This is a genomic window from Streptomyces sp. NPDC030814 (assembly GCF_055572155.1).
In genome coordinates this window covers 169,372-188,422 of the sequence record NZ_JBVIDX010000017.1, presented here as the reverse complement: position 1 = coordinate 188,422, position 19,051 = coordinate 169,372, and the positions used below count along the sequence as shown (strand labels likewise).

17 protein-coding genes are annotated in these 19,051 nt (G+C 71.0%); 8 read left to right on the top strand and 9 right to left on the bottom strand.

Annotation, left to right across the window (positions count from 1 at the left end; translation table 11 throughout):
* Positions 1-243 precede the first annotated feature (243 nt).
* On the bottom strand, positions 244-744 hold the full coding sequence (locus ACZ43N_RS30185) for a hypothetical protein (protein WP_468102060.1): 501 nt from the start codon (positions 742-744) through the stop codon (positions 244-246).
* Positions 745-782: 38 nt separating this feature from the next.
* Between ACZ43N_RS30185 and ACZ43N_RS30180 the strand changes: the two genes are divergently transcribed.
* Positions 783-2,237 carry a M1 family metallopeptidase gene (locus tag ACZ43N_RS30180; RefSeq protein WP_468102058.1) on the top strand — a complete coding sequence of 485 codons (1,455 nt, stop codon included), beginning with the start codon at positions 783-785 and terminating at the stop codon, positions 2,235-2,237.
* Positions 2,238-2,527: 290 nt separating this feature from the next.
* Positions 2,528-3,208, top strand: a complete 681-nt coding sequence (locus ACZ43N_RS30175) for a hypothetical protein (protein ID WP_468102056.1) — start codon at positions 2,528-2,530, stop codon at positions 3,206-3,208.
* 61 nt (positions 3,209-3,269) lie between these two features.
* On the opposite strand, the gene ACZ43N_RS30170 is transcribed toward ACZ43N_RS30175, so the two are convergent.
* Positions 3,270-3,845 carry a TerD family protein gene (locus tag ACZ43N_RS30170; RefSeq protein WP_468102054.1) on the bottom strand — a complete coding sequence of 192 codons (576 nt, stop codon included), beginning with the start codon at positions 3,843-3,845 and terminating at the stop codon, positions 3,270-3,272.
* Between the two features lie 187 nt (positions 3,846-4,032).
* Between ACZ43N_RS30170 and arfB the strand changes: the two genes are divergently transcribed.
* Positions 4,033-4,494, top strand: coding sequence for an alternative ribosome rescue aminoacyl-tRNA hydrolase ArfB (gene arfB / locus ACZ43N_RS30165; protein WP_468102053.1), 462 nt, complete (start codon positions 4,033-4,035; stop codon positions 4,492-4,494).
* A gap of 628 nt (positions 4,495-5,122) precedes the next feature.
* On the opposite strand, the gene ACZ43N_RS30160 is transcribed toward arfB, so the two are convergent.
* A complete protein-coding gene (locus ACZ43N_RS30160; protein ID WP_468102051.1) occupies positions 5,123-5,632 on the bottom strand; it encodes a flavin reductase family protein in 510 nt (169 codons plus the stop codon).
* A gap of 730 nt (positions 5,633-6,362) precedes the next feature.
* Between ACZ43N_RS30160 and cdgB the strand changes: the two genes are divergently transcribed.
* Both cdgB and ACZ43N_RS30150 read left to right on the top strand, forming a co-directional pair.
* On the top strand, positions 6,363-8,114 hold the full coding sequence (gene cdgB / locus ACZ43N_RS30155) for a diguanylate cyclase CdgB (RefSeq protein WP_468102050.1): 1,752 nt from the start codon (positions 6,363-6,365) through the stop codon (positions 8,112-8,114).
* Positions 8,115-8,318: 204 nt separating this feature from the next.
* Positions 8,319-9,281 carry a carbohydrate-binding protein gene (locus ACZ43N_RS30150; protein ID WP_468102049.1) on the top strand — a complete coding sequence of 321 codons (963 nt, stop codon included), beginning with the start codon at positions 8,319-8,321 and terminating at the stop codon, positions 9,279-9,281.
* Positions 9,282-9,397: 116 nt separating this feature from the next.
* Here the strand turns inward: ACZ43N_RS30150 and ACZ43N_RS30145 are convergent, their stop codons facing one another.
* The 4 genes from ACZ43N_RS30145 to ACZ43N_RS30130 all read right to left on the bottom strand — a co-directional run bounded on the left by ACZ43N_RS30145 (position 9,398) and on the right by ACZ43N_RS30130 (position 13,269).
* Entirely contained in the window at positions 9,398-9,724 is a 327-nt protein-coding gene (locus tag ACZ43N_RS30145) for a peptidase inhibitor family I36 protein (protein WP_355399209.1), read from the bottom strand.
* 163 nt (positions 9,725-9,887) lie between these two features.
* Positions 9,888-10,814, bottom strand: a complete 927-nt coding sequence (locus ACZ43N_RS30140; RefSeq protein ID WP_468102046.1) for a 1-phosphofructokinase — start codon at positions 10,812-10,814, stop codon at positions 9,888-9,890.
* A gap of 245 nt (positions 10,815-11,059) precedes the next feature.
* A complete protein-coding gene (gene nagA / locus ACZ43N_RS30135) occupies positions 11,060-12,307 on the bottom strand; it encodes an N-acetylglucosamine-6-phosphate deacetylase (protein ID WP_468102043.1) in 1,248 nt (415 codons plus the stop codon).
* On the bottom strand, positions 12,307-13,269 hold the full coding sequence (locus ACZ43N_RS30130; RefSeq protein ID WP_468102041.1) for an ROK family protein: 963 nt from the start codon (positions 13,267-13,269) through the stop codon (positions 12,307-12,309). The genes nagA and ACZ43N_RS30130 overlap by 1 nt, the downstream gene beginning before the upstream one ends.
* A gap of 243 nt (positions 13,270-13,512) precedes the next feature.
* Here ACZ43N_RS30130 and ACZ43N_RS30125 point away from each other — a divergent pair, with 243 nt between their 5' ends.
* From ACZ43N_RS30125 to otsB, 3 genes are all read left to right on the top strand, one after another.
* Positions 13,513-14,733 carry an extracellular solute-binding protein gene (locus ACZ43N_RS30125; RefSeq protein WP_468102039.1) on the top strand — a complete coding sequence of 407 codons (1,221 nt, stop codon included), beginning with the start codon at positions 13,513-13,515 and terminating at the stop codon, positions 14,731-14,733.
* Between the two features lie 239 nt (positions 14,734-14,972).
* Positions 14,973-15,200 carry a DUF3263 domain-containing protein gene (locus ACZ43N_RS30120; RefSeq protein WP_468078593.1) on the top strand — a complete coding sequence of 76 codons (228 nt, stop codon included), beginning with the start codon at positions 14,973-14,975 and terminating at the stop codon, positions 15,198-15,200.
* A 17-nt stretch (positions 15,201-15,217) separates the two neighbouring features.
* On the top strand, positions 15,218-16,096 hold the full coding sequence (otsB, locus tag ACZ43N_RS30115; RefSeq protein ID WP_468102036.1) for a trehalose-phosphatase: 879 nt from the start codon (positions 15,218-15,220) through the stop codon (positions 16,094-16,096).
* Between the two features lie 203 nt (positions 16,097-16,299).
* Here the strand turns inward: otsB and ACZ43N_RS30110 are convergent, their stop codons facing one another.
* Positions 16,300-17,712 carry an alpha,alpha-trehalose-phosphate synthase (UDP-forming) gene (locus ACZ43N_RS30110; protein ID WP_468102034.1) on the bottom strand — a complete coding sequence of 471 codons (1,413 nt, stop codon included), beginning with the start codon at positions 17,710-17,712 and terminating at the stop codon, positions 16,300-16,302.
* 275 nt (positions 17,713-17,987) lie between these two features.
* Positions 17,988-18,932 carry a glucosyl-3-phosphoglycerate synthase gene (locus tag ACZ43N_RS30105; protein WP_468102032.1) on the bottom strand — a complete coding sequence of 315 codons (945 nt, stop codon included), beginning with the start codon at positions 18,930-18,932 and terminating at the stop codon, positions 17,988-17,990.
* Positions 18,933-19,051 lie beyond the last annotated feature (119 nt).

Sequence of the window (19,051 nt, the reverse complement as noted above, 5' to 3'; positions counted from 1 at the left end):
CCCTAGTAGCTCCGCTACGAGGAGCTTCCGGCGCCTTGCGATCGCACGCACCATACGCCGCAAGCTGATCGGACTCCCCTTTTGTTCGGAGCTCTTGGCACGCACATCTGCCGCGTTGTCGTCGGTTGCCAACGCTCCGCGTTGACGCCCTCCTCCGCCTTGCAGCTGCACGCACCAAGCCCCGCTCACCGGCAGCCATGCAGGTGCCGTAGCCCGAAGCCGGCTTGATCCAAACGACAGGCCCTAGCCCACTCTGGGGAAGCGGGCCTGGAGGGTCCAGATCGCCGGGTTGTCGGCGAGGTCCTCGTGCAGGTCGCACAGGTCGGCGACGAGGTCGTGCAGGAAGTCCCGTGCCTCCCTGCGGAGTTCGGCGTGGGAGAAGGTGAGCGGGGGTTCCTCGGCCGGCATCCAGTCGGCCTCGATGTCCACCCAGCCGAAGCGGCGCTCGAAGAGCATGCGGTCGGTCGACTCGGTGAAGTCCAGCTCCGCGTGCTGCGGCCGGGACGCGCGGGATCCCGCGGGGTCCTTGTCCAGCTGTTCGACGATGTCGCAGAGCGCCCACGCGAAGTCCAGCACCGGCACCCATCCCCAGGCTGTGGACAGCTCCCGGTCCTCCTTGGTGTCGGCGAGGTAGACGTCACCGCAGAAGAGGTCGTGCCGCAGCGTGTGGACGTCGACGCGGCGGTAGTCCGCCTGCGGCGGGTCCGGGAAGCGGTTGGAGAGGGCGTAGCCGATGTCGAGCACGTAGGCGATGGTGTCATGTCCCCCATAGGATCTTGGACATGTCCCGATCCTTACCGGTTGTCCCGGCCGCGCTGCTGGCGGCGACCCTGACGTTCACCCTCACCTCCTGCACGGACGAGGCTGCGGGTTCCGGCACCGGCAGGCCGGGTGCCGCGGGGCTGCGGGACCCGTACTTCCCGAAGCTCGGCAACGGCGGCTACGACGTCACGCACTACGCCCTGAGCCTCGATGTCGGCGTCAAGCGGGGCGAGGACGTCGAGGAGCACGTCGAGGGGAAGGCCGTCGTCACGGCGCGGGCGAAGCAGGACCTCAGCGCGTTCCATCTGGACCTGAAGGGCATGAAGGTCGAGTCCGTCACCGTCGACGGCGGAGAGGCCCGGTGGAAGCGGGCGGGGCAGGAGCTGACCGTCCGGCCGCAGGACGTGCTGGAGAAGGGGAGGACGTTCCGTACGACGGTGCGCTACTCGGGCCGCCCGCGGACGATCACCGACGCGGACGGCTCCGAGGAAGGCTGGCTGCCCACGGCCGACGGGGCGCTCGCGCTCGGCGAACCGGCGGGTTCGATGGCGTGGTTCCCCGGCAACCACCACCCTTCGGACAAGGCGGCGTACGACATCAGGGTCACCGTCCCGCAGCGTCTTCAGGCCGTCTCGAACGGGGAGTTGCGCAGTGAGTCGACGAAGGACGGCCGTACGACGTTCGCCTGGCACTCTGCCGAACCGATGGCGAGTTATCTCGCGACGGTCGCGATCGGCGCGTACGAGATCCGGCGTACCACGGCGGGCGGGAAGAAACTGCCCGTGTACACAGCCGTCGACCCCGAGGAGGCCGAGGACAGCCGGAAGACCCTCGACCGTATACCCGACGTCATCGAATGGGCCGAGATCAACTTCGGTCCGTACCCCTTCTCGTCCACCGGCGCGATAGTCGAGCGGGGAGAGGACGCGGGGTACGCGCTGGAGACGCAGAACCGCCCGGTCTTCCCCGGCGCCCCCGACACCAGCACTCTCGTCCATGAACTGGCCCACCAGTGGTACGGCAACTCCGTCACCCCGAAGAGCTGGCGGGACATGTGGCTCAACGAGGGCTTCGCCACGTACGCGGAGTGGCTGTGGCAGGAGGACCACGGCGGCGAGACCGCCCAGGACATGTTCGACGCGCTCTACGAGGGCGAGTACTTCGACGACACCGAGGACGACGAGGCGGTCTGGGCGTTCCCGCCCGCGAGGCCGCCGAGCGCCGCGCACATCTCGGACAGCCCCGTCTACGAGCGCGCCGCGATGGTCCTGCACAAGATCCGCGAGGCCATCGGCGACGACGCCTTCTTCGACCTCCTCAAGGGCTGGGCCACGGCCCGCCGCCACGGCAACGCGAGCACGTCGGACTTCACCGCGTACGCCGAGAAACACGCGGAGAAGACGGCCCCGGACGCCGACCTCACCCCGATCTGGGAGGAGTGGCTGTACGGGGAGGGGAAGCCGGAGGAGGCGTGAGCCCCGGCCGGGCGGACGCGGGCCTGAAGGGGCCGGCGACCTGGGCCGTTGACGTGGGGCCGTCGGTGGGGAGGGGCATGCGCAGGACCGTGCAGGGGCGTCCGCGCTCGGCCGGGGACGGTCCCCTCCTCGGCGGTGCGGAGGGGCGCGAGCAGCAACATGCCCGCACGCTGTCGACGAGGTCGGACATCGCCCCGTCGAGCGGAGCCGCCGGGGCCCGGAAAACGCGGAGCTCCGCAGCTCACCGCGGGCCTGCAGTGCGTTCGGACTTGGGGTGGCCGAGGAGGCGTGTGGAACAGCGAGTGCGCGTGCACAAGGTGCGGCTGGGCGGCCAGGAGATCCGGGTGGTCCAGCCGTCCCCGGCGTCGGCGTCGACCCCTGTCCGCCTGGCGTTGCGCGACGACCACCACTGGCTGTCGATGTACGTCGACCGGTCCAGCGCGGAGCAACTGGTCGCCCTGTGGTCGCTGGCCGCCCGTTCCGCCCGGTCGCTGATCCATCTGCCGATCCGGACGAACCGGGCCCCCGACGGCATCACGAGCGACGGCGAACCGGTCGCCCTGGACCTCGTCCTCGCCCACCACAGCCTGCAGTTCCCGACCGGGTCGTGGAAGGAGGTACGGGCCAGGCTGGGCCGGGGGCGGCCCCACACCGCGGCCACCCCCGACGACGACTTCCCGGACGAGACCGCCATCGATTACCGGCGACGGACCTGTCCCACGTATCGCGACCACCTGTCCTTCGACATCGCGGCGCACACCCTCTTCGTCATCGGCAGCCCCACCGCCTTCCGCGAACACGGCACGGCCCTCCGCGACCTCGTCACCCGGGCCCCGTCCCACTCCCACCACCACCCGCCCCCGTCCCACTACTGCGTCGAACTCACCTCGGGCCCCTGGCCCGGCCCCCGCTTCCGTCGGGGCGTGCCCGGCCGACTGCACATCCGGTACGCGGGGGAGTGGCGGATATGACGCCGAGGGCCCCGGCCGACAGGGTGTCGGGCGGGGCCCTCGGGGTTGGGCTCCAGGGGGCTCAGACGTTGACGCCGAAGTCCTGGGCGATGCCGACGAGGCCGGAGGCGTAGCCCTGGCCGACGGCGCGGAACTTCCACTCGGCGCCGTTGCGGTAGAGCTCGCCGAAGACCATGGCGGTCTCGGTGGCGGCGTCCTCGGAGAGGTCGTAGCGGGCGATCTCGCTGCCGCCGGCCTGGTTGATGATGCGGATGTAGGCGTTGCGGACCTGGCCGAAGTTCTGCGAGCGGTTCTCCGCGTCGTAGATCGAGACCGGGAAGACGATCTTGTCGACGTCGGCGGGGAGGCCCGCCAGGTTGACGTTGATCGCCTCGTCGTCGCCCGCGCCCTCGCCCGTGCGGTTGTCACCGGTGTGGACGATGGTCTGGTCCGGGGTCTGCTTGTTGTTGAAGAAGACGAAGTGGGCGTCCGAGTACACCTTGCCCTGGGTGTTGACCGCGATGGCCGAGGCGTCCAGGTCGAAGTCGGTGCCCGTGGTGGTACGGACGTCCCAGCCGAGGCCCACGGTGACGGCGGTCAGGCCCGGAGCCTCCTTGGTGAGCGAGACGTTGCCACCCTTGGACAGGCTTACAGCCATGGTTGGGAGTCCTTCCCTCGTTGCGTACGTGCCTTACGGGCTTCGTGCCGGGGACGAAGCTACCTGTACCCCTATGAACGCAGAGAGGGGCGCCAGAGGTTCCAGGGGTTTTTACTTTCTTTACCCAAGGGGCGGAGAGTGGGAAAAGCGGGTGACTTCCGTCGGGGCGCCGGGTGACCATGGGGGCATGTCCGGTCCTTCCCGGGGGCCTGGGGGTCCGCCCTCCAGAGGCCTCACCATCCGCGGCTCCGTCTCCGTCCCCGAGGCCGAGCTCATGTGGCGTTTCTCCCGGTCCTCCGGTCCGGGCGGACAGCACGTCAACACCAGTGACTCGCAGGTCGAGCTGCGGTTCGACCTCGCCAACACCGAGGCGCTGCCCGAGGTGTGGAAGCGGCGGGCCCTGGAGCGGCTCGCCGGGCGGCTCGTCGACGGGGTCGTCAGCGTCCGGTCCTCCGAGCACCGTTCACAGTGGCGAAACCGGGAGACCGCCGCCGTACGCCTGGCCGCGCTCCTCGCGGAGGCCACCGCCCCGCCGCCGAAGCCACGTCGGCCGACCCGCATCCCGAAGGGGATCAACGAGCGGCGGCTGCGGGAGAAGAAGCAGCGGTCCGAGACCAAGCGGGGGCGGTCCGGGCGGGATTGGGGCTGAGGGCTGTCCCGTAATCCCCGGCGGGCGCACGACGCCGGCTACGGCACCTTGATGACTGCCGGTGAGCGGGGCTCGGTGCGTGCAGACGTGCAGCTGCAAGGCGGCGAGGAGTCAACGCGAATGGGGCCCCCTCCGCGCGAGGTCGTTCGAACGGGGGAGTTGGGGACCGACGACAACGCGGGAGATGTGCGTGCCGGCCCCGCGCCCAGGCGCGATCCCAGCGACAGGCCCTTGGGGTCCGGTTTTCGGCTGCGGCCGGTCCGTGCGGCGTTTACGGGTGGCCGCCCTGACCGGTCGTTTTTCGCGTTCGGGCGCGTGGGGATTTCACGATTCGGCGTTGTCGGACGGGAGGGGCCCGATCGACATTGTCGCGGTGAGGGAATGACCGTGATCACGGCCGCGAGGGGAAAGTCGTCGACGGGCTCCGGCGAATTTCACGTCCGGCCGGTCGAGGCGTGCCGGGCGCATTTGCGGGTCGTCGCCTACCGAATGCTCGGTCTGCTCGCGGAGTGGGCGACGCCCGTGAGGGGGCGTGGCTGAAACCGAGCGGTTGGCGGGGGGCGCGGAGGTCGGCCGTGGGGCCGGGCGCCTGGGGCTGTTTGCTGTCTGCGGTGGGGAATGATCCCCCTCATCCCAACTGTCGGTACCTTCCCCGGAAGTACGTCAGCGGGCCGCCCTCCGTGCCCGGCACCTTCGTTTCCAGGACCCGGCCGATGACCAGGGTGTGGTCGCCGGCGGGCACGCGTTGCTCGGTGCGGCATTCGAGGGTGGCCAGGGCGTCCGTGATCAGGGGCGCGGCGGTGAAGGGACCGGGGGTGTGGGGGACGGACTCGAAGAGCAGGCGGTCGCTCACGCGGCCCTTCATGGCGAAGCGGCCGGCGATGGTGCGCTGGTGCTCGGAGAGGACGGAGACGGCCCAGAGGGGCTGCTCGGCGAGCAGGTCGTCCATCCGGGAGCCCTCGCGGAGGCTGACCAGGACGAGGGGCGGGTCGAGGGACACGGACATGAACGACGTGGCCGTCATGCCGACGTCCTCGCCGCGCGGCCCCTCGGGGTCCAGCTGCGCCTCGTGCGCGGTCACCAGGACCACACCCGCCGCCAGGCGGGACATCGCGGCACGGAACTCGTCTTCGCTCACCCCCTCAGCATGCCCGCCGGGGCGGGGAAGGTGATCCCCAGGGGGTGTGAGGGGAGAGGGGGCCTGGGGAGGCGGGGGAGACACCTGGGGTCGCGGGTAAGCGGGTCGCGGGTAAGCGGGTCGGGGGGACACGGGCGGCGGGGACAGGGACGGTGCGGACGGGGGCGGTGGGGGCAGGGGCGGCGTGGAAGAAGAGGCTGAGGGCTTCGGCACGTCGGCACGCTAGTCCGCGTCCGTCGTCCGCCGCATCCGGCCGGAGATCCACCTTCCCGCCCGTCCTGGGACCTAGGTCGTCCTCGCCGGTCCTGGGACCTGGATCGAGCCGGACGGGCGGGGGCGGGGTTGCGGCGCCGGCCGGTTCCGGTCCGTCCGGCGCTCTCTCCGGCTGGCTCGAAGGCTGGCTCGAAGGCTGGCTCGAAAGAGTCCGTCTACCCTGTCAGCGCACTCGGTCATCACCGCTCACAGGGTCTACACAGAGTCCTGAATTCTGTTCAGGAAGCGCATGCTGGAAACGCATAAACTCCACTCAATTGCTCAGGTTTTGTTGTGACTTGAGTCACAGGAGCCATATTTTGTTGACCCTGTGTACCGAGTGGGCTTCGCGCTGTGATTCAGTGGCGGGGACGCTGCAAGCTGTAAGCAGGAACTGTAAGCGGTAGTAAGCCCATGAGTTACGCCGGATAGCAACCCTGGAGCCTGGAGCTGCCACAAGATCTCGGGGGGAGGGCGAATGGAAACCGAGTCGGAGCCTTACGTCCGTCTGACGACGCTGCGGCAGCTGCACCAGGTGATGGCGGACATGAACACCGCACGCAGCCTGGCCGACACGCTGCAGACCGTCGCCGACGGTGTGGTCAACGGCCTGGGGTACGAGCTGGCGTGCGTCAATCTCGTCCGCCCCGACGGGGACCTGGTCGTCGCCGCCCTCTCCGGGAACTCCGCCGCCGAGGCCCTGATCACCGGCCGTGTCGGCTCCCGCGCCGCCTGGGACCGCCGGCTGACCATGGGTGAGGCCTGGGGCGACCTGCGGTTCATACCGCACACCGAGGGCTGGGTCCTCGACGAGGACGACGTGCCGCAGTGGTACACCGACGGGCCCGCACCCCGCTTCGAGGACGAGTGGCACCCCTCCGACCGCCTCTTCGCGCCGATGTACACACCCGGCGCCGGCGGCGCCTCCTGCGGTGAGCTGCTCGGGGTCATCTCCGTCGACCGGCCGCGCAACGGCCGCCGGCCCGGCGCCTGGGGGCGCGAGGCGCTCCAGATGTACGCCTTCCAGGCCGCCATCGCCATCAGCAACGCGCGTCTACGTGCGAATATGCAGCGCGCACTGGTCAGGCTCGAAAGGGAGCAGCAGGCGCTGCGGGCCAGTGAGGAATCCTTCCGTCAGGCGTTCGAGTACGCCCCGAGCGGTATGGCCATCGCCGAGATGGGCGGCGATCAGCACGGCCGGATCCTGCGCACCAACGACGCGCTCTGCCGGCTCCTCGGGCGGCCCGCGTCCGCCATGCGCCGGTACTCCTTCTCCGACCTCGTCCACCCCGAGGACATCGGCACGCTCCTGCGCACCTCCGCCGAGGGCGGCCGTGCCGAGCTGCGGCTCGGGCGCCGCGACGGCACATACGTCTGGGTCAGCCTGCGCAACTCCGTCGTGGCCGACGCCGCCGACGGGCCCCGCTTCCTGCTCACCCACGTCGAGGACATCGAGGAGCGCAAGCGCCGCGAGCTCCAGCTCGCCCACCGCGCCTCCCACGACGCGCTGACCGGCCTGCCGAACTCCGCCGAGCTGCGCTCCCGGCTCTCCGCCCGCCTCTGCCAGCGCCCCCAGGCGCTCCCGGCCGGCGCGGCGGCCGACTCCATGGACGCCACCTTCGGCGAGAACTTCGCGGACGGCTTCGCACAGTACGGCGACTTCGGGATCGCCCAGCACCCGGCCGCCCAGCAGCCGCACCCGTCGTTCGACGCGTACGAGGCCGCCGGGAACGCCGGGCACGCCTTCGACTTCCACACGGTCGGCGGGCCGTACGACGCCTTCGACCACCATGTGCACACCGTCGCGCCCGAGAACGAGCGGGACGACGGCACCAAGGGGCTCGCGGTGCTCTTCTGCGACCTCGACGGCTTCAAGTCGATCAACGACCGGTTCGGGCACAACGCGGGCGACGCCGTCCTCATCGAGGTGGCCCGCCGGCTCAGCCGGGGCGTGCGCGACGGCGACACCGTCGCCCGGCTCGGCGGTGACGAGTTCGTCGTCCTCGCCGACGGGCTCGGCCGCGCCGACGCCCAGGACCTCGCCGTCCGCCTGCGCAACGAGATCATCCAGCCGATCCGGGTCGACGGCCGCGCGATGCGCGTCGGCGCCAGTTTCGGCATCGGGTGGGCACACTGCGGGATGACGGCGGACGAGGTGTTGAAATCGGCTGACGAGCGGATGTACGTCGAGAAACGATCTCGTCCCAAACAGCATCGGCGGGCCGGATGAGCAGAGCCGGGCGGTAGCCCCGCACCCGGGAAAGCGCAGGTGAGGCCCCTTGCGAGGGGCCTGTCGGCGCGATGGTGACTCAGGCCACGAGGCCCGAGTCACCCGTTTGGCTCAGCATGAGCGGGTAGGCTCGCTCTCCTACACCCCTGTTGCAAGAACGCCACCCGTACGCCGCATGTACCGCACCGCTGAGGAGACCTAGGGATGACGCCCGGCAGCAACGGCGCGAGCACGCCCGAGGACGACGACCCGTTCGGCTACCTCTACGCCGACGGTCAGGCTCGGGGCGCCCAGCCGCCCACGGGGAGCTACGGCTACCCCAACGCCGTCAACCGGGTGCGGCCGGTCGGTGAACGCCAGTACGGGCAGCAGACCCAGCAGCAGACCCAGGCCCCGCAGGCGCCCACGGCGGCGTACGGCCAGGTACAGCAGCAGGGCGCCTACGGGCAGCCGAACGCGCACTACCAGGCCCCGGAGTCCTTCCCCGGCGGCGCCCCGACGACCCGTCAGCAGCCGCACGGCAGCGGCGGGGGCGGCGGGCGCGGGCGCGGCCCCAACACCAAGGGCCTGCTGATCGGCGCGATCGCCGTCGTGGCCGCCGTGGTGATCGGCATCGGCGTCGCCATGATCGGCGGCGACGACAGCAAGGACGACAACGCCGGTGGCGGCGCCTCGACCGCGCCGACGGCCGGCCAGAGCACCGAGCCCAGCCCGTCGACGACCAAGAAGACCGAGCAGCAGCCCGGCGAGCTCCCCAAGGCGGAGGCAAAGACCCTCCAGCTCGGCGGCAACGCCACGGTCTCCTCCGACATCCCCGGCGCCAAGTCCGAGGGCGGGTTCTACGTCACGGGCTTCAATCAGGTCGGCGCCAAGGTCACATGGAGCTTCAGCGGCATCAAGAAGGCCGGCGCCTACCGCCTGTACGTGCGCTATGGCATCCCTGGTGTCGATGCCGACGCGACGCTCCTGGTGAACGGTAAGACCAACACCCAGCCGCTTGGGATGAAGAACTTCATCAACTCGCCCAAGGGCGACTTTGAGAAGGGGTGGCAGACCACTTGGGCCCCCGTCACCCTGAACAAGGGGACGAACCAGATCGAGATCGTGTGTGGCGAGGGCAACAAGTGTGACGCGAACATTGATCAGCTCTACCTTGTGAACCCCTGAGCCGGGGACTTGAAGGCGTTGCGCAACTGGCACAGCCCCGTGCCACGCGAATCGTCGGCGTGGCACGAGGCTGTGTTCAAAGGTCCTGCCGTGGGCGCGAACCAGGGGCGCAGACGTCAGCCCCAGACGGCCATGCTCTTCACCCGCCACGGAGTGTTCTCCGAGTAATGGCCCGACCGGATGTCGATCCTATCCCCGTAGCAGGACTCCTCCCTGTACACAGTGATCAGTTTGCCGGTCTGGTTGGACACTGAGCGGCCGCTGCGCGGGTAGCACCCGTGCGCGTTGTTGTAGCTGTGCTTCGTCCCTGCGAAGCTCGCACCCGACCAAGTGCAGACATACCCGCTCGAGCACCTGGTGACGGCGGATGCCGACTGGGCAGTGGTGACGGGCAGGGTCGCGATCAATGCGGCACCGGCAAGTGCGAACAAGCGCAACTTCATGGGAGTTGCTTCCCCCTTGTTCTCGAACGTAAGTGCGGTCAGTGGGCAGCCTGTCACTCATGCCGTCCGCTTGCCAAAGACAATTACGAATTTCGGCCAGAAGATGACCATGGAGTCCTCCAGGGGCATGGCCGAGGACTTCCCCGTCAGGAATCAAGGTGCTTCAGGCCGCGCTGACCTCCCCCGTCACCGCCACCTGCGTCCGAAGTTCCTCGTACGCTCGCTGGTCGAACTCGCCCGCCGCCGGGGCCAGTACGGTCGCCGCCGACAGGGCTGCCGCCCGGATGAGGCGGTCGGGCCAGGGGAGGTGTTCGACCAGGCCCGAGAGCAGCCCCGCGACCACCGAGTCGCCGGCGCCCGTGGGGTTGCCGCGGAAGCGGCGGGGCGGGGTTGCCTGCCAGTGGCCCTCGGGGGTGTGGGCGAGGAGACCGTCGGGGCCGAGCGAGGCGACGACCGCCTGGGCGCCCCGGCGGCGGGCGTCGCGCGTCGCGCGGGACGGCTCGTGGGAGCCGGTGAGTTCGGCCAGTTCCTCGGCGTTCGGCTTCACCACGTCGGGGCGTGCCGCCACCCCGCGCCGCAGCGGCTCACCGCTGGTGTCCAGCAGGACGGGGACGGCCAGGGTGCGCGCCGTACGGATCAGGCCCGCGTACGCGCCCACCGGCACCCCCGGCGGCAGGCTGCCGCACAGGGCCACCGCCGAGGCGGAGCGCAGCAGGACCTCGTACGTCTCCTGGAACGCCGACCACTCGGCCGGGGTGATGAGCGGGCCGGGCTCGTTGAGCTGAGTCGTGTCACCGGTGGCGTCGACGACGGCGATCGTCCGGCGCGTCGCGCCCTCCACCGGGACCAGCGCGTCCACGATGCCCGGCGTCCGGGTGAGCCCGTCCTGGACGGCTCGTCCGGTTCCGCCGCCGACGAAGCCGGTGACCGTCACCTCATGGCCGAGAGCCGCGAGCACCCGGGCCACGTTCAGGCCCTTGCCGCCGGGGCGTTGGATCACCTCGGTCACCCGGTGCGTGGTGTGGGGCCTGAGGGCCCGTACCCGGTGGGTGATGTCGAGAGCGGTGTTCAGCGTGACCGTGAGGATCACCCGGTGCTACCCCCTCGAATTCGACGGCGCGACGCGTTCGGTCTTCGTTGACATCAGAATGCGCCCGGCGACAGCTGTTGCGGAGGCCCGATCATGCCAAAAGAGCGGCGGCCGGCCCAGTCCTCGGGGGGCCGACCGCCGCACTCGCGCCACAGGCCAACAAAGGGGCGCATCGGTTCGGTTGGGGATCGATCGCCCCGGCTGTCCGCCGTCGTCCGCCGTCCCGGCGCCCGCCGCTGCCGGGGTCAGCTCGCGAACGGGTCCACCACCCATGCGCCCTTGCGCAGGACCCCCTTGAGCGCGAAGTCCGCGTCGAGGAGTACGACGTCGGCGTCCTTGCCCGGTTCCAGGGAGCCGATCCGGTCGTACAGGCCGAGGAGCCTGGCCGGGTTGGCGGACAGGGCGGCGACGACGGACTCGACGGGGAGGCGGTCGACGGTGACCGCCCGTGCGAAGGCGCGGTCCTGGGTGAGGGTCGAGCCGGCGATGGAGCCGCCCTGCACCAGGCGCGCCACACCGTCGGCGACCTCCACCTCCAGTGGGCCGAGCATGTAGCGGCCGTCGCCGAAGCCCGCCGCGTCCATCGCGTCCGTGATGAACGCCACCCGTTCGGCGCCCGCGTGACGGAACGCCAGCTGGAGGGCGGCCGGGTGCAGATGCGTGCCGTCGTTGATCAGCTCGACCGTGATCCGCTCGTCCTCCAGGAGCGCCGCGATCGGGCCGGGGTCGCGGTGGCCCAGCGGGGGCATCGCGTTGAACAGGTGCGTGGCCACGGACGCGCCCGCCCCGATGGCCTGAACGGTCTGCTCGTACGTCGCGTCCGTGTGCCCGATCGCCGCGATGACGCCGTGCTCGGCGAGGAGCCGTACGGAGTCCAGGCCGCCGGGGAGTTCGGTGGCCAGGGTGACCATGCTCGCCCTGCCGCGCGCCGCGTCGATCAGCTTGCGGACCTCCGCCGGGTCCGGGTCGCGCAGCAGCGCCTCGGAGTGGGCGCCCTTGCGGCACGGGGAGATGAACGGGCCCTCGAAGTGGATGCCCGCGATGTCGCCCTGCTCGGCGAGTTCGGACAGGAGGCCGGCGCGGTGGGCGAGGCCGTCCATGTCGCCGGTGACGGTGGAGGCGACGAGGGTGGTGGTGCCGTGCAGGCGGTGGGTGTGGATGCCCCGCAGGACGTCCTCGACCGTGCCCGAGGTGAAGGAGGCTCCGCCGCCGCCGTGGTTGTGGAGGTCGACGAAGCCGGGGACGGCCCAGAGGCCGTGGGCGGCGAGGGTGGGGGCGCCGGCGGGGGCGTGCTCGGCGATGCGGTTGCCGTCGATCACGACCCGTCCGTTCTCGACGACGCCGGTGGGGAGGACGACGTTGACGCCTTCGAGGACGTAGGGCCGCGCTGCCGACGGCGGCTGCGGGTGTGGGGGGGCCTGTCGCGCGGTTCCCCGTGCCCCTTCAGGCTTGCTGCTCGGACCGGAAGCGGAAAAGGCCTGCTGGGTTGGCATCAGGGGGTTGCCTCCGAAGCGTCCGTCGGGGTCGTGGGGGTGGTGTCCGTGAGGAGGTCCCAGGCCAGGAGGCCGGCGCCGAGGCAGCCCGCCGTGTCGCCGAGGGTGGCCGGGACGAGTGTGGGGACCTTCTGGAAGGTCACCCGGTGTTCGATGGCGGCCCGCAGGGGGGTGAACAGGGTCTCCCCGGCCTCGGCGAGGCCGCCGCCGATGATCAGGGTGCGGGGGTCCAGCAGGGTGATGGCGGTGACGAGGCCGTCGGCGAGGGCGTCGACCGCCTTCTGCCACACGCCTCGGGCCCGGGGGTCGCCGTACTCCACGGCTCGCGCGCAGTCCGCCGCGTCCGCCCCCGGATCGCCGGTGGTCTCGGCCCAGGCCTCGCTGACCGCCGCCGCGGAGGCGAAGCGCTCCAGACAGCCGCGCTGGCCGCAGGGACAGGGGGTTCCCCCGGGGCGAACGACGATGTGGCCGATCTCGCCCGCGAAGCCGTGGGCGCCCGCCTCGACCCGGCCCTCGACGCCGATCGCGCCGGCGATGCCGGTGCCGAGCGCCACGAAGAGAAAACGGTCGGCGCCCAGGCCGGCGCCGACCCGGCCCTCGGCGAGGCCGCCGGTGCGTACGTCGTGGCCTAGGGCGACCGGTATGCCGCCGAGGCGCTCGGCGAGGAGCGAGCGCAGCGGTACGTCGTGCCAGCCGAGGTTGGCCGCGTAGACGGCGACACCCCGGTCGGCGTCGACGATGCCGGGCACGGCGACCCCGGCGGCCGACGCGGATTCGCCGAAGTGCCGCTCGCCGTGGGCGCGCAGCTCGGCGGCGAAGTCGAGGATGGACGCGACGACGGCGTCCGGCCCGCGGTCGCGGCCGGTGGCGAGGCGCGCCTGGTGCAGCAGCTCGCCGCCCGCACCGACCAGCGCGGCCTTCATCCCGGTGCCGCCCACATCGAGGGCGATGACATGTCTCACAGGGGACAGTGTGGCCCGTGTACCCTCAAGAGGTCTAGTCCACTCACGTGGTGTAGACCTTATGCAGAGTTCGAGAAGTTGAAGGATTAACGGGCTTGAACGCAAGCCTGCGATCCAGGCTGTTTTGTTCGAAGCCCGTTCGATAAGTGCGACAGGTTTGGGGCAGTACGAGTGCGACAGCGGCGGACGAAGACCCATATCCGGACCACCTCGGCGATCGCGGCACTGTCCGCCCTGGGGCTGATGTCCACGCTTGCGGGCTGCGGGGCCGGGGAGGCGGACGGACAGAAGGTCACCCTGAAACTGGTGGCCGCCGACTACGGCGACTCGCAGGCCAACAGCTCCCAGAAGTACTGGGACGACCTCGTCGAGGCATACGAGAAGAACCACCCGGACGTCGGGATCGACGTCACCGTGCGCTCCTGGAACGACATCGACCGCGAGGTCAAGGAGATGGTCGACGCGGGCGAGGCCCCCGACATCGCGCAGATCGGCACGTACGCCGACTACGCCGCCGCCGGGAAGCTCTACGAGGTGGACGACCTGCTCTCCATACCCGTCCAGGCCAACTTCCTCGGCCAGCTCGCCAACGCGGGCAAGGTGCGGCGGGTCTCGTACGGGATGCCCTTCGCCGCGTCCACCCGCGTGCTCTTCTACAACAAGAAGCTGTTCGCCAAGGCCGGGATCGACGACGCCCCCCGCACATGGAGCGACCTGGCCGCCGACGCCGAGGCACTCCGCGCGGCAGGCGTCAAGACCCCGTACGCGCTACCGCTCGGGCCCGAGGAGGCCCAGGCCGAGACCATGCAATGGCTGCTGGGCGGCGGCGCTGGATACGTGGACAACGTCGGCACGTACCAGCTCAGCTCCGAGGAGAACGTCAGGACCTTCACCTGGCTGAAGAACGAACTGGTCGACAAGGGCCTCACCGGGCCGACCGCGCCGGCGAAACTGAACCGCGCCGACGCGTTCGACGCGTTCGCGCGCGGGGAGGTCGGGATGCTCAACGGGCACCCCAGCCTGATGCGGATGGCCGCGGACCGGGGCGTCGACTACGGCACCGCCGCGCTGCCGGGGCGTTCGGGGCCGTCGCGTTCGGCGCTCGGGGTCACCGACTGGATGATGGCGTTCAAGCAGAACGGGCACCAGGAGGAGATCGGCGACTTCCTGGACTACGTCTACGCCGACAAGAACGTCCTCGCGTTCTCCCGTCAGTACAACCTGCTGCCGGTGACGTCCTCGGCGTCACAGGCGATGGCGGGCGACAAGGACGCCGCCGTGCTCACGCCGTTCCTGAAGGAACTCCCCTCGGCCGAGCTGTATCCCGCCGGGAAGACGTCCTGGGCGGAGGTCAGTGCGGCGGTGAAGCGGGAGATAGGGACGGCCGTGTCGTCGAACGCGAAGCCGCGGGTGGTGCTGGAGAGGTTGCAGGAGACGGCGACGGCCGCGGAGCGGGAGGACTAGGGCGCCTAGGGGCTCGGGGGTGCGCGTTCGTATGGCGGGTGCGGGTTCGTCGTGGTTTCTCGCGCAGTTCCCCGCGCCCCTGAAGGAACGGGCCTGCGGCCCGCCCTTCATGAAAAGCACGGGGCGCAGCCCCGGTCGCTTTTCAGGGGCGCGGGGAACTGCGCGAACGGCCCCCACCCGCCCGCATCCGGCGACGCACCAGTCATCCCCCTGTCGGTCCCGTCCGTTACCGTCGTCGCATGGACAGCCTCGACACGCGTGAACAGGCCATCCTCGCGTTGGAGCGGCAGGGGTGGGGGAGCCCGGGGGCCAAGGAGCGGGCCATACGCGAGCGCCTGGGGCTCGCACCCGTGCGGTACTACCAACTGCTGAACGCCCTGCTGGACGACGAACGGGCCCTGGCCCACGACCCGGTGACCGTCAACCGGCTGCGCAGAGTGCGGGAGGCCCGCCGGGCCGAGCGGTGACGGATAAGGTCGACGGCATGGGCAGCCACAAGGATTCCGAGAACCCCAAGGCCACCTTGCCGACACCTGTGACCCCGGCCGGCCGGGACGCGCTCGACGCGATCCTCGCCGACCCCGGCCGTACGGTGATCGCGCTCGACTTCGACGGCACGCTCGCACCGATCGTCCCCGACCCCGAACAGGCCCGCGCCCACCCCGACGCGGTCGCCGCCCTCGCCGCACTCGCCCCGAAGGTCCGCTCCGTCGCCGTGGTGACCGGCCGCCCCGCCGCCGTCGCCGTCCGCCACGGAGGCTTCTCCGGCGTCCTCGGTCTGGAACACCTCACGGTGCTCGGCCACTACGGCGCCGAACGCTGGGACGCCGCGACCGACACGGTCACCGCGCCGCCCCCGCACCCCGGTGTCACCGCCGTCCGCGCGGAACTCCCCGCGGTGCTGGAGCGCGCGGGGGCCGGGGAGGGCACCTGGATCGAGGAGAAGGGGCGGGCCGTCGCCGTCCACACCCGGCGCGCGGCCGATCCCCAAGCCGCGTTCGAGGTCCTGCGCGCGCCCCTGACGGACCTCGCCACGCGCCACGGCCTCATCGTCGAACCGGGCCGGATGGTGCTCGAACTCCGGCCCCCGGGCATGGACAAGGGCGTCGCCCTCCGTCGGCACGTCGTCGATTCCGCGGCGACGGCCGTCCTCTACGCAGGTGACGACCTCGGGGACCTGCCCGCGTTCGCCGCGGTGGAGAAACTGCGGGGTGAGGGCGTGCCCGGGCTGCTGGTGTGCAGCGGCAGCACGGAGGTGACGGAGCTGTCGGAGCGGGCGGATCTGGTGGTGGACGGGCCGGAGGGGGTGGTGCGGTTGCTGGCGCGGATCGCGGAGTGTGTGGGGGCGGGGGGCGCCCAGTAGCCCGGGGCCGCCTGTGGTGGGGCGGGCGCGGGTGCGCTGTGGTTTCTCGCGCAGTTCCCCGCGCCCCTGAAGGCATGGGCCTGCGGCCCGGCCTGCAGCCGAAAAGCACGGGGCGCGGCCCCGGTCGCTTTTTCAGGGGCGCGGGGAACTGCGCGAACGACCACGAACCACCCGCGGCCGCCCACGTACCCCGTACCCCCGGGCTACTGGGCCCGCAACTCCCCCAACTGATCCAGGAACCACTGGGCCGGCGGCAGCGCCGTCGCCGCCGCCGTCAGGCGTTTCGCGCGCTCCGTCCGTTCCTCCGCCCCCATCGACAGCGCCTCGTGCAACGCCGCCGCCGTCCCCCCGATGTCGTACGGGTTGACCACCACCGCGTCCTCGCCCAGCTCCTCGAACGCCCCCGCCTCCCGCGACAGCACCAGCGCGCACCCCGTGTCGGCGACGAGTGGCACCTCCTTGGCGACCAGGTTCATGCCGTCGCGGATGGGGTTCACGAGGGCGACGTCGGCCAGGCGGTACGCCGCCAGGGAGCGGGCGAAGTCGTCCTTGACGTGCAGGACGACCGGGGTCCAGCCCGGCGTCCCGTACCGCTCGTTGATCTCGGCGGCCACCTGCTGGACCTCGGCGGTGTACTCCCGGTACACGGCGAGGTCCTGCCGGGACGGATACGCGAAGGCCACGTGCACCACGCGCTCGCGCCACTCCGGCCGGTCATCGAGGAGCTGCCGGTACGCCAGCAGGCCCCGCACGATGTTCTTGGACAGTTCCGTGCGGTCGACACGGACGATCGTGCGGCGCGGGGTGCCGTCGGGAGCCGTCCCGATCTGCTCGCGCAGCGCGACGATCCGCTCGTCGACGTCCGCCTGGTGCGCGCGGCTCCGCAGGAAGTCCGCGTCCGCGCCGAGCCCGTGCACGCCGATCCGGGTGCCGGAGGTGGCGCCCGGGCCCAGTACGGCGTGACAGCACGCGGTGAACGCGTCCGCCCACCGCCGGGTGAGGAACGCGGCGCGGTCGGCGCCGAGGATGCCGCTCAGCACCTCCGCGGCGATGTCGTCGGGCAGCAGCCGGAAGTAGTCCACGGGCGCCCACGGCGTGTGCGAGAAGTGGCCGATCCTGAGGTCGGGACGCAGCTCGCGCAGCATCCTCGGCACGAGCGTCAGGTGGTAGTCCTGCACGAGTACGGCCGCGCCGTCCGCCGCCTCCTGCGCCAGCGCCTCGGCGAAAGAGCGGTTGTACGTCTCGTACGCGGTCCACTGGGCGCGGAACTCCGCGTCGAAGACGGGCTCCAGAGGGGTCTGGTACAGCATGTGGTGCACGAACCAGAGCGTGGAGTTGGCGACGCCGTTGTACGCGGCGTGGTGGATGTCGGCCGGGATGTCCAGCATGCGTACGCCGGGCTCGCCGACCCCTCGGCGTACGGCCTCGCGGTCGCCGTCGCCGAGCGCCGAGCAGACCCAGAGCGCGTCGGCGTCGGGGCCGATCGCCGACAGGCCGGACACGAGTCCGCCGCCGCCGCGCTTCGCGGTGAGACCGCCGGAGTCGTCCTGGGTGTACGAGACGGGGCCGCGGTTGGAGGCGACCAGCACCTGGGCTGCAGCGTGCGTTGATGCCATACGGCTCAACCTAGCCCGCGTTCGAACCGCTCAAACGTGCGGTTCGGCCGTATACAGGAGCGCCCTGGGGGGTGGGGGGGACGTGTGCGTCGGCGGGTGCGGGCAGTTCGTGGTTTCTCGCGCAGTTCCCCGCGCCCCTGGAAAAGCAGGGGCCTGCGGCCCCGTGCTTTTCCGGTGAAGGGCGGGCCGAAGGCCCGATCCTTCAGGGGCGCGGGGAACTGCGCGACCAGCCACTCACCCACCCGCATCCGGCAACGAACCCGTACCCCCGCTCCCTACGCCGCCTTCCGCTCCGCGTACTCCGCGATCTCCACCATCGGCGGCCTCTCCTCCAGGTCCACCGAGTACGTGCGCGGCTCGAAGCCCTCCTCGCCGCGTTCGAACTGGGTGAGGACGGGACGGATCAGGTGGCCGCGGGCCAGGCGGAGCTGGGCCGTGCGGTAGATCGCCGCGGACATGCGGCCGAGGGCCTGCCCGTCCTGGTGGCGGTGTTTGCGGACGCCCACGTCGACCTGGGCGAGCGCGTCGAGGCCGACGAGATGGAGCGCGTCGACGAGCATGCCCAGTTCGATGCCGTAGCCGACGGGGAACGGGAGCCGTTCCAGGAGGGAGCGGCGGGCCGCGTACTCGCCGCCCAGTGGCTGGACGAAGCCCGCCAGTTGCGGCCAGTGCATGTTCAGCAGGGGGCGGGCCATGAGTTCCGTCACACGGCCGCCCTGGCCGGCGGCCGCGCCGAGCGGACGGTCGTACATCGCCTTGACCAGGTCGACGCCGGGGTCGGTGAGCAGTGGCCCGACGATCCCGGAGACGAAGTCCGACGAGAACTCCTTGAGGTCCGCGTCGATGAAGCAGACGATGTCGCCGGTCGTGACCAGCAGCGACCGCCACAGGACCTCGCCCTTGCCGGGCACGGCGGGCAGGCGCGGGAGTATGTCGTCGCGGTGGACGACCCGTGCCCCGGCCGCCGCCGCGACCTCGGAGGTTCGGTCGGTCGATCCGGAGTCGACGACGACGACCTCGTCGACGAGCGGGACCTGTTCCACCAGGTCATGGCGGATGACGGCGACGATGTCGCCGACCGTCTCCTCCTCGTTCAGCGCGGGCAGGACGACACTGACGGTCTGGCCCGATGCCCGTTTGGCGGCAAGGATCTTGTGGAGCGGGCGATCGGTCACGGACCAGGAGCGGGTGCTCAGCCAGCGCTCGACTTCCTTCAGCACAGTGCGCGGCTCCTCTGCGTTCATCTCGCGGTTCGGACGGCTCTCTCAACTGTCCTGGCCTTCGGTTACAGTCTTGAACAACGCTGATGACCATCGCATGTCGGTGCTCGTGTGCGTAT

Excerpts from the sequence above, each read along its gene's own strand:
- nagA (WP_468102043.1), bottom strand. The coding sequence starts at position 12,307 with ATGCCAACCCAGCAGGCCTTTTCCGCTTCCGGTCCGAGCAGCAAGCCT.
- ACZ43N_RS30145 (WP_355399209.1), bottom strand. The coding sequence starts at position 9,724 with ATGAAGTTGCGCTTGTTCGCACTTGCCGGTGCCGCATTGATCGCGACC.
- otsB (WP_468102036.1), top strand. The coding sequence starts at position 15,218 with ATGGGCAGCCACAAGGATTCCGAGAACCCCAAGGCCACCTTGCCGACA.
- ACZ43N_RS30110 (WP_468102034.1), bottom strand. The coding sequence starts at position 17,712 with ATGGCATCAACGCACGCTGCAGCCCAGGTGCTGGTCGCCTCCAACCGC.
- ACZ43N_RS30150 (WP_468102049.1), top strand. The coding sequence starts at position 8,319 with ATGACGCCCGGCAGCAACGGCGCGAGCACGCCCGAGGACGACGACCCG.
- cdgB (WP_468102050.1), top strand. The coding sequence starts at position 6,363 with ATGGAAACCGAGTCGGAGCCTTACGTCCGTCTGACGACGCTGCGGCAG.
- ACZ43N_RS30120 (WP_468078593.1), top strand. The coding sequence starts at position 14,973 with ATGGACAGCCTCGACACGCGTGAACAGGCCATCCTCGCGTTGGAGCGG.
- arfB (WP_468102053.1), top strand. The coding sequence starts at position 4,033 with ATGTCCGGTCCTTCCCGGGGGCCTGGGGGTCCGCCCTCCAGAGGCCTC.
- ACZ43N_RS30170 (WP_468102054.1), bottom strand. The coding sequence starts at position 3,845 with ATGGCTGTAAGCCTGTCCAAGGGTGGCAACGTCTCGCTCACCAAGGAG.
- ACZ43N_RS30180 (WP_468102058.1), top strand. The coding sequence starts at position 783 with ATGTCCCGATCCTTACCGGTTGTCCCGGCCGCGCTGCTGGCGGCGACC.
- ACZ43N_RS30125 (WP_468102039.1), top strand. The coding sequence starts at position 13,513 with ATGTCCACGCTTGCGGGCTGCGGGGCCGGGGAGGCGGACGGACAGAAG.